The organism is Streptomyces justiciae (genome assembly GCF_015163075.1).
GTDB classification, from domain to species: Bacteria; Actinomycetota; Actinomycetes; order Streptomycetales; family Streptomycetaceae; genus Streptomyces; species Streptomyces justiciae.
Genome location: NZ_JADDXU010000010.1, coordinates 174,086 through 187,104, shown reverse-complemented (window position 1 = coordinate 187,104; position 13,019 = coordinate 174,086). Strand labels below are relative to the sequence as shown.

Annotated in this window: 10 protein-coding genes and 2 tRNA genes; 7 read left to right on the top strand and 5 right to left on the bottom strand. The window is 71.4% G+C overall.

Annotation, left to right across the window (positions count from 1 at the left end):
• The first annotated feature begins 85 nt into the window (after nt 1–85).
• Entirely contained in the window at nt 86–1,048 is a 963-nt protein-coding gene (locus IQ210_RS27125; RefSeq protein ID WP_194081746.1) for a multicopper oxidase domain-containing protein, read from the top strand.
• Nucleotides 1,049–1,063: 15 nt separating this feature from the next.
• Here the strand turns inward: IQ210_RS27125 and IQ210_RS27120 are convergent, their stop codons facing one another.
• Nucleotides 1,064–1,924: a hypothetical protein gene (locus IQ210_RS27120; RefSeq protein ID WP_194081745.1), complete on the bottom strand. Its 861-nt coding sequence runs from the start codon at nt 1,922–1,924 to the stop codon at nt 1,064–1,066.
• Nucleotides 1,925–2,064: 140 nt separating this feature from the next.
• On the opposite strand from IQ210_RS27120, the gene IQ210_RS27115 reads away from it, so the two are divergent.
• Complete coding sequence (locus IQ210_RS27115) at nt 2,065–3,078, top strand: LacI family DNA-binding transcriptional regulator (protein WP_194081744.1); 1,014 nt, start codon at nt 2,065–2,067, stop codon at nt 3,076–3,078.
• Here IQ210_RS27115 and IQ210_RS27110 read toward each other — a convergent pair.
• The gene (locus IQ210_RS27110) at nt 3,075–4,550 is read right to left on the bottom strand and encodes a HEAT repeat domain-containing protein (protein ID WP_194081743.1); all 1,476 of its coding nucleotides are present in this window, start codon (nt 4,548–4,550) and stop codon (nt 3,075–3,077) included. The two genes, IQ210_RS27115 and IQ210_RS27110, sit on opposite strands and share 4 nt — an antisense overlap.
• Before the next feature lie 50 nt (nt 4,551–4,600).
• Complete coding sequence (locus IQ210_RS27105; protein WP_194081742.1) at nt 4,601–5,392, bottom strand: VOC family protein; 792 nt, start codon at nt 5,390–5,392, stop codon at nt 4,601–4,603.
• Between the two features lie 197 nt (nt 5,393–5,589).
• On the opposite strand from IQ210_RS27105, the gene IQ210_RS27100 reads away from it, so the two are divergent.
• Nucleotides 5,590–5,835, top strand: a complete 246-nt coding sequence (locus tag IQ210_RS27100; protein ID WP_179143289.1) for a WhiB family transcriptional regulator — start codon at nt 5,590–5,592, stop codon at nt 5,833–5,835.
• Between the two features lie 45 nt (nt 5,836–5,880).
• On the opposite strand, the gene IQ210_RS27095 is transcribed toward IQ210_RS27100, so the two are convergent.
• Nucleotides 5,881–8,352 carry a prenyltransferase/squalene oxidase repeat-containing protein gene (locus IQ210_RS27095; protein ID WP_194081741.1) on the bottom strand — a complete coding sequence of 824 codons (2,472 nt, stop codon included), beginning with the start codon at nt 8,350–8,352 and terminating at the stop codon, nt 5,881–5,883.
• A gap of 97 nt (nt 8,353–8,449) precedes the next feature.
• Here IQ210_RS27095 and IQ210_RS27090 point away from each other — a divergent pair.
• The 4 genes from IQ210_RS27090 (at nt 8,450) to IQ210_RS27075 (ending at nt 11,178) form a co-directional block, all read left to right on the top strand.
• Nucleotides 8,450–8,521: transfer RNA gene (locus IQ210_RS27090), tRNA-Ser, on the top strand.
• An 11-nt stretch (nt 8,522–8,532) separates the two neighbouring features.
• Nucleotides 8,533–8,604, top strand: a tRNA-Glu gene (locus IQ210_RS27085).
• Nucleotides 8,605–8,635: 31 nt separating this feature from the next.
• Nucleotides 8,636–9,964 (top strand): SDR family NAD(P)-dependent oxidoreductase, encoded by a 1,329-nt coding sequence (locus IQ210_RS27080; protein ID WP_194081740.1) that lies wholly within the window; start codon nt 8,636–8,638, stop codon nt 9,962–9,964.
• On the top strand, nt 9,961–11,178 hold the full coding sequence (locus IQ210_RS27075) for a leucine-rich repeat domain-containing protein (protein WP_322656821.1): 1,218 nt from the start codon (nt 9,961–9,963) through the stop codon (nt 11,176–11,178). Before IQ210_RS27080 ends, IQ210_RS27075 begins: the two co-directional genes overlap by 4 nt.
• Nucleotides 11,179–11,181: 3 nt before the next feature.
• On the opposite strand, the gene IQ210_RS27070 is transcribed toward IQ210_RS27075, so the two are convergent.
• Nucleotides 11,182–12,978, bottom strand: a complete 1,797-nt coding sequence (locus tag IQ210_RS27070; protein ID WP_194081739.1) for an AAA family ATPase — start codon at nt 12,976–12,978, stop codon at nt 11,182–11,184.
• Between the last annotated feature and the right edge of the window lie 41 nt (nt 12,979–13,019).

The window sequence follows — 13,019 nt, the reverse complement described above, 5'->3', positions numbered from 1 at the left end:
ATAAACAGCGGAACGGCCGGTACCGTCGCACAGGTTCGTCACAGGTACGTCTCTGCAAATTCCTTACCAGGCTGGGGAGTTCCGCATGGACAGACGCGGGTTCAATCGGAGGATGCTGCTGGGCGGCGCGGCGGTGGTGGGCGCCGGGACCGTCGCGACATCGTTGTCCACGGCACCGGAGGCCGCGAGTGCCGACACCCCGGCCAAGACGGCCCCGGCGGGCGGGGAGGTCCGGCACATCAAGCTGTACGCCGAGAAACTCGCCGACGGGCAGATGGGCTACGGCTTCGAGAAGGGCAAGGCGACGGTCCCGGGCCCGCTGATCGAGCTCAACGAGGGTGACACGCTGCACATCGAGTTCGAGAACACGATGGACGTGGCGGCGAGCCTCCACGTCCACGGCCTGGACTACGAGATCTCCAGCGACGGCACGAAGTTGAACAAGAGCGACGTCGAACCGGGCGGCACCCGCACCTACACCTGGCGCACCCATGCCCCCGGCCGCCGCAAGGACGGCACGTGGCGGGCGGGGAGTGCGGGCTACTGGCACTACCACGACCACGTGGTCGGCACGGAACACGGCACGGGCGGCATCCGCAAAGGCCTGTACGGCCCGGTGATCGTCCGCCGCAAGGGCGACATCCTCCCGGACGCGACCCACACGATCGTCTTCAACGACATGCTCATCAACAACAAGCCCGCGCACTCGGGTCCGAACTTCGAGGCGACGGTGGGTGATCGGGTCGAGTTCGTGATGATCACGCACGGCGAGTACTACCACACGTTCCACATGCACGGTCACCGCTGGGCGGACAACCGCACCGGCACCCTCACCGGCCCCGACGACCCGAGCCAGGTCATCGACAACAAGATCGTGGGCCCGGCGGACTCCTTCGGCTTCCAGGTGATCGCGGGGGAGGGCGTCGGAGCGGGCGCGTGGATGTACCACTGCCATGTCCAGAGCCACTCGGACATGGGGATGGTGGGGCTGTTCCTGGTGAAGAAGACGGACGGGACGATTCCGGGGTACGAACCGCATGAGCACTAGTTCTGGTGAGCGGGGTCAGCTGATGTCGAACAGGGTCCACTCAGCGGCGTTCTCCTCCTGCACGTAGAGACGGGGACCGCGACAGACGACCCGCCGACGCCCCGACCGCGCACCGTCTGCACGGAGCAGCCGGGTCTCCTCGACGGGCTCGATCGCCGACTCGGTGAGGGTGCCCAGGAGGAGTCGGTCGTGGTCGTCGGCGTACCCGCCGTAGAGCGCGACACGAGGCCCATGGACCATCACCCCCTTCGCGCCCCGGACGGGCGTGGTGCGGATGCGCGCCCGCCGTCTGTTCCGGACCTCCAGGAGCGGGAAGTCCGTGTACGGGTACGCCCAGGTGCAGCGGCGGTCCACGTTCAGGGCGTAGCAGTCCAGGAACCAGCCGGCCTCCGGGGGCTGGTGGTACTGCCACAGCGGTTCCCCGGCACTGCTCCAGCACCGCAGCCCCGGATCGCAGAGCGGGTCGCTGCCGACGCCCTCGTCGAAGTGGCCCACCCACAGGTCGCCGGTCTCGTCGGTCAGCAGGTGTTCGATGGCGTCACCGACATCGAAGGCGCATGACGGGTGCCCCGACGAGCCGAACACCTGCACCTGGTCGACACCGTCCTGTCGGCGGGCGTCGGCCACCACGAAGCCGCCGTCCGGCAGCGCGTCCACCCGAGGGAAGCGGGCGTGAACGGACCGCAGACGGGTCCTGCGGTTGCGCCCGTCCTCGACCGTGAGGACCAGGGCGTCGTACACATCGCCCCGCCGCGCCGAGTCGCGCAGCAGCCAGTGCGCCCGCCCGAACGCGTCGACGGTGCTGTGCAGCACGTCCCGCCCGTGATACGCGAGGGGGAGTCGCGCGTACGGCGTGAGGCGGGGCTCAGCGGTCATGTGCTCTTCTCGAAGTCATGCGGTGATCCTCTTGCCGTCACGCCCGCCTCCGCAACCACGTTTCCGCCCTCCCGAGAGCGCTCTCACTCCCGCCCCCGACCAGGGCTATCCTGGGCCGCAACCAGGAGGAGGGCCCCGAAGTGAGCGAGACAGTGCCGCGTCCCACGCTGGAGGCCGTGGCCGCGCGGGCCGGGGTCTCGCGGGCCACCGTGTCGCGGGTGGTGAACGGCGGCGACGGGGTCAGGGAGCCGCTCGTCGAGCGGGTCCGGCGGGCCGTGGAGGAGCTGGGGTACGTCCCCAACCAGGCCGCCCGCAGCCTCGTGACGCGACGGCACGACGCCATCGCCGTCGTCGTCGCCGAACCGGAGACCCGGGTCTTCGCCGACCCCTTCTTCGCACTGCAACTACGCGGCATCAGCAAGGAGTTGACGGCCCACGACAACCAACTCGTGCTGCTGCTCACCGAGGGCCGGGACGACCACGCCCGCGTCGGCCGCTATCTCGCCGGCGGCCATGTCGACGGGGCGCTCGTCTTCTCCCTGCACCTCGACGACCCGCTGCCCGGCCTCATCCAACGGGCCGGAATTCCCACCGTGTTCGGCGGCCGGCCCGGCTGGAGAGACGGCACGGGCGACGACGTGGTGTACGTCGACAGCGACAACCGGGGCGGCGCCCGGGACGCCGTACGGCATCTCGTCGGCCTCGGCCGCAGCCGTGTCGCCCACATCACCGGCGCCCTCGACCAGACGTCGGCGGTGGACCGGCTGGAAGGCTTCCGGGACGTCATGGGAGACGTCGACGCGCGGCTCGTCGTCGAGGGTGACTTCACGCCGGCCGGCGGGGAGCGGGCGATGCGTGCACTCCTCGACCGCTGCCCGGACATCGACGCCGTGTTCGCCGCGAACGACCTGACCGCGTCCGGCGCGTTGCGCGTCCTGCGCGAGCACGGCCGCCGCGTCCCCGACGACGTCGCGGTCATCGGCTTCGACGACATGCTGCCGATCGCGGAACAGACCGACCCGCCCCTCACGACGATCCGTCAGGACATCGAGGAGATGGGCCGGTTGATGGCCCGCCTGCTGCTGAAGGGCCCCGGGGACGCGACGTCCGGGGTGGTGCTGCCCACGACGTTGGTGCGGCGGGCGTCCGCCTAGGCGCGGGCGGGGAGGGACTTGAGGGCGAAGTTCAGGAGGAGCGCGCGGAACGACGGGTCCGTGTCGTCGCCGTCCTCGTCTTCGCCAGGACGGTCGGCCCAGCCGTTCAGGCGCAACTGCTCCAGCAGGCGGGCCCATTCGGCACCCACGTCCTCGGCCACACCGCCGGTGCGCTCGCAGTGATAGCCCACATGGGAGACGAACATGGCCTCCACATCAGGGCGTCGCAGCTCGGCCGTCAGACGGTCGAACGCTCCGGGCTCGCGCCTGTTGAGCGCCCCCTCGATGCTCGCCAGCCGCAGGGCCGGGTCGGCCGAATCCGTCAGCTTCGCGAGCGCGGTGGAGGCCGCGCGGGAGTTGGCCTCCTCGGTGCAGGCGATTGTGGCGAGGGCGTAGGAGGCGCAGCGCACGACCTCGACGTCCGGGTCGTGGTCGAGGGCGTGGATCAGCGCGGCGACGGCCCGAGTCTCCTGGGGCAGCCCGGGTGCGAGGGTGTCCAGACCGGCGGCGGCGCTCGCCCGCACGGTGGAGTCGGTGTGCGCCAGCGCCGCGAGGAACATCTCGACCGGCGGGGCGTCGAGCGGCCGGTCGGCGTGCAGCGCGGGGTAGCAGCTCAGCACCTTGCTGAAGACGATCGGGTCCTGCTCCGGTGCGCGGAGCCCGTCGAGCGTCTCGCGGACGGCGTCGTGGCGGTACACCTCGTTGCCGTGGAGCGTGATGTCGAGCGCTTCCAGGCCCAGCGGGATCAGGTCGTCCTCGGCACTGCGGCACAGATCGAGCGCTTCCTCGATGCACAGCGCGGCGGTCTGCCGGTCGGACCAGGACTCGTCCTCGGGCCGCTCACACAGGGCGGTGAGTACCTCCTGGCGCTCGTCGCTGTCCACTGGGTGCGCGAGGGCCGACTTCAGGGCCGCGCGGATGTGCCGTCGGGCCCGGTCGGCGTCGGCCGAGGTCAGGGGGGTGTGGCGGCGCACGGTGTCGTGGAGCAGGGCGACGGCGAACGTGAACGTGAGCTGGTAGGGAAAGCTGTCCGGGTCCGTGCCGGACAGCTCGGAGAGCTTGCAGCCCTGCTCGCCCACCCGGCGCATCCGGTGAGTCACCTCGGCGGCCACTTCGTCGTCGACCGTCTCCAGAGCGGCGCCCGCCCCGAACCCCGCCAGGAACGCCGTCCACGCGCGCACCAGCGCCGCAGGATCGTCGGCGTGCGCCACGAACATCGACTCCACCCGCTCACGCGCCGAGCGGTCACGGCAGACGGCATCGCAGAAGATCTCCGCGATGTCCGCTGCCGCGGCGGGAGACGATTCCCGGTGCAGGGCACGGGCCAGCTCCCGTATCGCCCAGCCCGTGTCCCGCACCCCCGCGATCTCCCGGGCCGTGGCCACCCTCACCTCGGCCACGGGCGACACGATGCGCGCGGCCAGGTCCTCCTGCCGCTCCTGCTCTCGGCGAGCCCTCCGCTTGGCGAACATCCCGACAGGCTAGGGCAGCCGCCCGCTCGCCTCCCAGCGGCCCCGGCAGCTCACCCCTGCGCCGGTGCGCTCTTGATCACCGCGAAGCGTGCCCCGTACGGATCGGCCAGTCGCGCGACCCGGCCCACGCCCGGGATGTCGGTCGCCGGCATCCGGACCAGGCCGCCCCCCGCCTCCGTCTTGGTCACCGCCGCGTCCACGTCCGTGACCTCGAAGTACGGCAGCCAGTAGGGATCGCCCTCCGCCTCCGTCGGGGCCTCGGCGAGCGGGATGATGCCGCCGAACATGGCGTCCTCGGACGTGCCGGCCGGGTTGATCGTCGTGTACGTGCCGCCCGGGAAGTCGACGCCGTACGTCTCCAGGCCGAGCACCGCGTTGTAGAACCACGCGGCCATCGGCTGGTCCGCCGTGTACAGCTCGATCCAGCACAGGGAGCCGGGCTCCTGGGTCACGTCCAGGCCCTTGAGACGGCCGGGCTGCCAGATGCCGAACGGGACGCCGGCCTTGTCGGCGAGGATCGCCATCCGGCCCTGGTCCATCACGTCCAGGGGCTGCATCAGCACCTTGCCGTGCGCCTGCTCGGCGGCCTTCGCCGTGGCGTCCGCGTCAGGCGTCTGGAAGTACACCGTCCAGGACGGCGGACCGTCCTCCGCGGTGGTCTGCATGCCGCCTGCGGCCGTCCTCCCGTCCAGCCGGAAGAAGCCGTAGCCGCCGGACTCGGGCGGCCCGGGCTCGAAGCGCCAGCCGAAGAGCGCTCCGTAGAAGGAAGCGGCGCCGTCGATGTCGGGGGTGCCGAGATCGATCCAGTTGGGTGCGCCGGTGACATAGCGGGTGGTGAGCATCCTTGCCCTCCTCCGAGGGGTCACGTCCACTGCACTGCCGAGTCTCGCACCGCCCACTGACAATCGCTCCGCAATGCCGCGCGCCGCCGTGCGTCATGGCGCGCGGCGGAGCAGTATCGGGGCGGCCGGAGGCCTTGGAGCGCCGCGTTGATCCCGCGTTGATCGAACGTTTTTCGCCGCCCGGCACGATCCTGCACATGCTCATCGAGACGATCACGCCACCCGACCTGGACTGGCAGGACGAGGCGCTGTGCGCACAGACCGGCGGGGACTTCTTCTTCCCCGAGCCGGGCAGCTCCGTACGGGAGGCGAAGCGGATCTGCGGTCTGTGCCCGATCCGCTCCGCCTGTCTGGAGTTCGCCCTCGACAACGACGAGCGCTTCGGCGTGTGGGGCGGCCTGTCGGAGAAGGAACGACTGGAGATCAGGCGTACGTCCCGCTGAGCGAGGCGTACGCCCCGGATCACACGTACGTCATGCCGAACCGCGTCACGCGTACGTCACGCTGAACCGCCGCGTCCCCGCCGGTACCCGTACGTCCTGGCCCGTCCGGCCGAGCTCGTGCCCGTCCGCCTCCGCCGACCGCACCTCGCCGAAGCGGCAGGGGTAAACGAACCTCACCCCCTCGGGCGCCTGAGTGATGTCCACGGTCACCTTCCGCTCCGCCGGGTCGTGCGCGAGCCGGTAGCCGAAGGGTGCGCCGAAGAGCGTCGGTGCCGCGTCCACGGTGACCGGTTCACCCCCGGGCACCCAGTGCGGCCGTATGCCTGGAGCGATGTACAGGTGAGGGTCGTGGTCCTCGTCGGCCTCGAAGAAGAGGATGTCGCGGATCAGCAGCAGATACTCGGCGGCCGCCCAGCCGTGCGGGATGTCACCCATGTACCAGCGGCGGTACGGGACTTCGCGGAAGTCGGACGCGATCGGGAACGCGTGCTGCTCGTTCCACGCGCCCAGCGCCACCGCGCGCTCCGCCACGCTCGGGAACCCCGCCGCGACCGTCCAGCCGAGCAGCGCGTCCATCCGGGCCGGGTCCCCGGCGAGCAGGTAGGCGTGTGCCAACTGCAGGGTCAGATAGGGTCCGTACGCCTGCCAGGCGGCCTCGTGCCGGTAGCCGCCGGTGACGAAGTGGGCGTACATGGTGTCGAGCGTGCAGCGGGCGGCCCGGTCGATGTCGTCGCCCAGCTTGCTGCCCATGTGCAGACGCAGCGGGTGGAAGTACGCGGCCGCCCCGATCATCGTCGAGTCGAGGCGTCCAACGTCGCCCGGCCCCGTCGGGATGTACGTCTCCCACGCGCCGCGTCCGCGCTGCTCACCCAGCACCCAGCGGATCGAGTCGCCCGTGGCCCGCTTCAAGTCGTCGAAGACGGACCAGAGTTCGCCCACCTCCGGCGCCCCGATCCGCTCGGCGAGGCGCGCGGCCTCGTAGAGCCCGGCCAGCGCCCAGAAGTCGTCCCAGTAGTGCGGCTTGTCGCGCTCACCGAGGTGTTCGGCGCTCCAACCGCTGTGCAGCAGACCGTACTGGTCGCGGTTGTCGCGCAGCCAGCGCGCCGCGTCCCGCACATAGGGGACATACAACTTGGCGCCGAACGCCGCCTGTTGACCGCTCGTGCGGTCGAACCTGCCGATCGCCCACAGGGCTTGGCCGTTGCTGTCCCACTCGCGGTCGTCCTTCTCGTGCGGGCCGCCGTAGAAGCCGTACTCCGCACATGGTCCGATTCGGCCCGTGCCGAGGTTGAACTTCAGCGGGTAGTGCGTGCCCAACTGCCGTTCGGCCAGGGCGGAGTCGCCGACCAGTGAGCAGGCCGTCGCCTCGACGGAGGAGTCCCTGATCCAGAAGGAGTCGTAGACCGTGGGGCCCGGGTGGATCTCACCGTGGTCGGAGAGGACGAGCAGCTGGGTGCGTGCCTGCCGGAACAGGTCCGTGAGGTGGGCCACCGGGCGTGGCAGGCCCGGCTGCACGCCCTGCCCGAGGATCTTCGCCGTCCAGAAGTCCCGGTTGGCGGCCTCCAGTTCGGCGGTCGGCGTGCCCTGTAGCTCCGCGAGGTCGGCCGCGCCGCTGAACAGGTCGACGGGCAGCCGTACGTCGATCTCGAAGACCTCGCTCTCCGCCACCCGGAACGGCCAGGCGAACACCGCGCTGCACAGCCCCGCCACCTGGTCCTGCGCCTCCAGGGCGCCGTTCAGCTTGCCGCCCACGACCAGGTCGTGGAACGGGCTGCTGGTGAGATAGCTGGCCGGGTCGAAGTTGAAGTCCGTGTTGCCGTAGACCCCGTACTGCTCGGGCGCGGTGTCGAAGACCGGGCCCCAGCCCGAGTTGGTCTCCACCCGCTGTTCGTCCGGCAGATGACGCAGATACGTCAGCCGCCGGTCGGTGATCTGACGGCCGTTGCGGTCGTGCCGCTGGAAGCCACTGGGCCCGGCCGGCAGCACGGCCGCACACAACAGGCCCTCGCGCGGCTGCCCGGTGGGACTGCCGACGGTCACCCGCGTGACCACCAGGTCCCGTTGGCTCGCGCCGACCGTCGTCGCGAACGTGCGCTGCACGAACTCCACGTCCTCCGGTGTGCGGAACGTCGTCAGCACCACCGGCAGATACGGAGCCTCCAACCGCTGTTCCACCCTTCCCCCGTCCGGGAGTTGGGGCAGTCGCAGGGCACCCGTCGCCGGGTCGTGCAGGAAGAAGCAGAGGCTGTACTTGTCGTAGACGGGCTCGATCTCGCCCGCCTGGCCGATCAGTGACTCCTGGCGATGGTCCTTCACACCGACCATGTGCCAGTACCGGTACAGGGCGTTGGAGGCGAAGGCCGCCTCCTTCGAGTCGTACGTGCCGGAGTCGAAGTCGTCGCTCCAGCGGCGGAAGGCCTGCTGCGCCCACCAGGGCACGGGGTACGGGACCCGGTCCCGACCCGCCCAGCCGCGCCACATGACCTCGTAGAACATCCACTCATGGGTCTGGGCCATGGTGTGTCACCCCCTGCGGGCACCGTTGCACCGCGGAGGCCTCCCGTAAATCCGTGCGACCGGCCGATCGGAGTGCGGCTAGGATCCCGGAGCGCACCCGGACGTAGCGCAGAGGCAGGCGCACCGCCTTGCTCAGGCGATCACGCCGGTTCGAATCCGGCCGTCCGGATGCGTGCGTGGGGTCCCGTAGAGCAGAGGCAGACTCGCCGCCCTCTCAAGGCGGATACGCCGGTTCGAATCCGGTCGGGACCGCGGTACGGCGAACACGGGGCGGGGACGGCACATGGGCGAGGCGATCAGCGAGGCGGAACTGGCCGCCTTCCACCAGGTCGTGGGGAAGCTGCGTGCCCTGCCCGTCGACGACCCGGTGCGGTTGCGCGCCGAGCAGGTCGCGGCCTCCTTCGCCCGCGACGGCCGCCTGCGCCGCCGTAAGACACGGGGTGCCGAGGTGTCGGCCGCCGACGCGGCGGCGATGGCCGCGACCGCTACGGGCGCGCCGGAACGGCGCGAGGATGCCCCGCTGGCCGGGCCGGGCAGCGGGGGCGTCTTCCGCAAGCCCCGCACCTGTTATGTCTGCAAGTCGCCCTATCGAGAGGTCGACTCCTTCTACCACCGGCTCTGCCCGTTGTGCGCCGCCGACAACACCGCCCGCCGCGCTCTGAGCACCGACCTCACCGGGCGCCGCGCTCTGCTCACCGGCGGCCGCGTGAAGATCGGCTTCCAGCTGGCCCTGATGATGCTGCGGGACGGCGCCGAGCTGCTGGTCACCTCCCGGTTCCCGCACGACACACTGCGCCGCTTCCGGGCCGAGCCCGGCAGTGGGAAGTGGCTCGACCGGCTGACCGTGCTCGCCGTCGATCTCCGCGACCCCCGCCAAGTGCTCGGTCTGTGCGAGGAGTTGCGGCAGGAGGGCCAGCCGCTGGACATCCTCGTCAACAACGCCGCCCAGACGGTGCGCAGACCGCCGGAGTCGTACGCGCTGCTCGCCGCCGGGGAGTACGACGCCCTGCCCGAAGGCGCCCGGCAGGCACCCGGGTTCACACCGATGCGGATGCTGGAGAGCGGTGCCGCGTCCCTGCCCGTCGCCCTGCGCGAGGCCGACGAGGCCGGGCTGCTGCCCGACCCGTCTCCGGAGAACTCCTGGTCGGCCCGGCTCGGCGCGCTCGACCCGGCCGAGGTGCTGGAGACCCAGCTCGTCAACGCCCTCGCCCCGGCCCTGCTGTGCGACCGGCTGCTGCCGCTGCTGCTGGCCTCACCGCACTCGCGCCGGTACGTGGTCAACGTGACCGCCGTCGAGGGCCGCTTCGCCGTCCGCAACAAGATGGCGGGCCATCCGCACACCAACATGGCCAAGGCCGCCCTCAACATGCTCACCCGCACCAGCGCCGCCGAACTCGCCGACCAGGGCGTGCACATGTGCGCCGTCGACACCGGCTGGATCACCGACGAGAACCCGGCACCGAAGAAGGCCCGCATGGCAGAGGCCGGGTTCCGGACGCCGCTGGACATCGTGGACGGGGCGGCCCGGGTGTACGACCCGATCGTGCGCGGGGAGGCGGGGGAGCCCCTGTCCGGGGTGTTCCTCAAGGACTACCAGGAGGCGGAGTGGTGACCGAGGAGACGAACGGCCGCTCCGCGGAGTTGCCTGCCGTGCCGGACAAGGTGAGCGGTTTCGCCGGAGTGCCGTCCGTCGTGCCGCGCCCGGTCGCCGAACTCGGCCCGCTGCTGAACTGGTTGAGGGCCGGTCGGCCCGCGGGGGAGCGGCTGGACTTCCCGGCCGGTACGGCCCTGCCGGACGGGCGTCTCGACCTGTGCAAGCAGGAACTGGGCGCCGAGGGGGCCTCTTTGGTCGCGGAGGCGCTGGGGCAGGGCCCGACTCCGGTACGGCATCTGCTGCTCGGGACCGACGGGCTGGGCGACACCGGGGCCGAGGTGGTGGCCGGGGCGAGTGCCGAGGTCGAGACGCTCTACCTCGGCTGCAACGGGATCACCGCGGGCGGCGCCTGCCGGATCGCCGACCAGCTGCGCGCCTCGCCGCAGGTGGTCACCGGGGTGTGGCTCAAACGCAACCCGCTCGGCTCCGGCGGGGGGCGCGCCGCGGCCGAACTCGTCGAGTCGGCCCGGTCGTTGCGCACCCTCGACCTCGTCCAGACCGGCCTCGACGCGAGCGGCGCCCTGGTCCTCGCCGACGCGCTGCTCGCCGCCGCGGACAACGGGCGGCGCGTCGAGCGGCTCTTCGTCGGCGGCAACCCACTCGGCGAGGCGGGCGCGGAAGCGCTCGGCGCGGTGGTCGCCGCCGGGGCGATCGCCGAACTGTACGTGTCCGCCGCCCGGTTGGGCGACACTGGCGCCGACCGTCTCGCCGACGCTTTGGAGCGGACGCCGTACGGGCGGCTCACCCGGCTCGCCGTCGCCAGCAACGGCATCGGACCGCGCGCCGCGGCGCGCTTGGTCACGGCGGCGACCGCGGCGGGAGTCACCCTCCTGGACCTCGGGCGGGTGCGCGCGGCCGCGGTGCTCGGCGCGGCGGACAACCACGTCGATCTGACGGCCGCCGACACCATCGCCGAGACCCTGGCGGCCGCCGAGCACCGCCTCACCCACCTGGTCCTGACCCACACCGGCATGCGCAGCCGCGAGGCCCACCGCCTCCTCGACACCGCGCCCCGAGCCGTGACATCCACCCGCTTCGTCCTGGGACAGGGCATCGCGGCCAGCGTCAAACGCCGGTTGGAGGCACACAGCGCGCACATACCGCGACCGGCGGTCCCGGCCGACGTGGCCGCCGTACGCAGCGTGCACCGCACGGCCCCGCCCGAGGCCTGACACCTACCGTCTCCGCATCCCCATGAACACCTCCGTCCAGAACCGCTGCTGCTTCTCCGACGCCCCCACCAGATACGTCGCCCGCAGCTTGGCCGGCAGCAGCGCCACCAGCCGGGCCACCACCGCGCGGTGCTTCTTCAGCTGGGACAGCTCCGCGTTGGCCAGGATCTGGTGGACCACGTCACTGTCGTTGCCGCCCTCCCCGGACCGCTCGGCGGCCCGCCGCAGCCTCGCCTCCCAGGCGTCGGCGTCGCGGGCGAGTTCGCGCAGACCGGTGACCTCGCGGCCCTTGAGGCGGTCGAGGAGCGCGGTGAGCGGCACCGGCGCGTACTCGCCGTCGCCGAGGTAGACCGTGCCCATCTCCAGCGGCAGCCCGCGCCGGTGCAGCTTGATGAGCCGCTCCAGGGTGCGCTTGGTGATCCAGGCGCGGCCGTCGTCGTCGATGTCGTGCTTCCACCACTCCAGGACCGTCTCGGCGTCCGCGCCGTAGCGGGCCAGCAGCCACTCGTTGGCCGGGATGTCCTCCGGCGCCACCTCCAAGGAGGCCGTGAAACGCGTCGCCTGCGCGATGTTGTTCCGCGACACCAGCAGCTTGCGGCCCAGGTGGTACGGAGGGTTCTGCACCGCGATCTGGGCGCGCAGGTTCTCGATCCGCCGCCCGGCCAGCGACCACTCCTGGGTGATCTCCATGAGCTTGGCGAACGCGGCCTTGTCCTTGGGCCGGTTGTACTCGTCCCACACGATCGCCTTCGGCTCGGGACCGGTGAAGTGCGCGGCGAGGAGGTTGTCGAGGGTGCCGTCGGCCGACGGGATCGGCGCGCACAGGTCCTCGACGTTCGTCACCGGCAGCGAGAAGTACAGCGGCTCCCGGCCCAGGCCCGCCCGCACCGTCTCGCGCACCAGCTCCGTCTTGCCGCAGCCGGGCGGGCCCTGGAGCAGCACCGTCCAGCGGTTGCGCAGCGCCGCGCGCACGACCTGCCGTACCGGGTCGGGAATCGTCGACGGGTTGGCCACGCCCACCGCCTCGGCGATCCGGTCCAGGATCTCCCGCGTCCGGTTCTGCCCCGGCTTCCCGTCCGGGCCCGGCTCGGCGAGGCGCAGCCGGTCGCCGTCGACCAGCGGCAGGCCCCAGCGCAGCGGGAAACCCTCCTTCGCGTTGGCGAGGACATGGTCGAGCGTGCGCGGGGACAGCAGCTCCCGCAGCGCGGGGGAGAGGGACGCCCACAGCGAGAACACCGGACGCAGGTCCCACGGGCGGTACTTGGCCGCCAGATGCCGGCGCCACGACGTGTCGTTGGCCGTGATCCGCATCGTGACCATACGGTCCAGGAGCGCCAGGTCACCGCGCCGGGACGACGTCTCCGACAACGACTCGTTGTCGGTGAGGAAGACGCCGACGCAGCCGAGCGCACGCAGATCGTGCTCCCCCAGCGTCCAGTTGCAGGCGATCTGCATCAGCTGCGACTGGATGGTGTCGCCCGCCTGCAACGAGTCGTCGATGAGCAGCACGAACGGCGTGCCCGGCTTCAACTGGCTCATCACCAGCTGGCGCAGCACCAGTTCACCGGTGTGCGGATCGCGCACCGGCGCGTTGACGAGCAGGTCGTCCGGCGTCAGGTTCGCCGCCGGGACGTACACCAGGCTCGTGCCCGGGTGGGCGCGGGCGAGATGCGAGAAGAACGTCGCCGTCTTGCCGATGCCGTGCTCGCCGAAGATCTGGCCCGTCTGCCCCATGTCGATCATCGCGTCGATGAAGGACTCGAGCCGCGAGACGGTCAACTGCTGTGTGTCCGTGGTCATGTGCCGTGATCCTGTGGTGGTCTGCCGCGATCCGTCGTGTG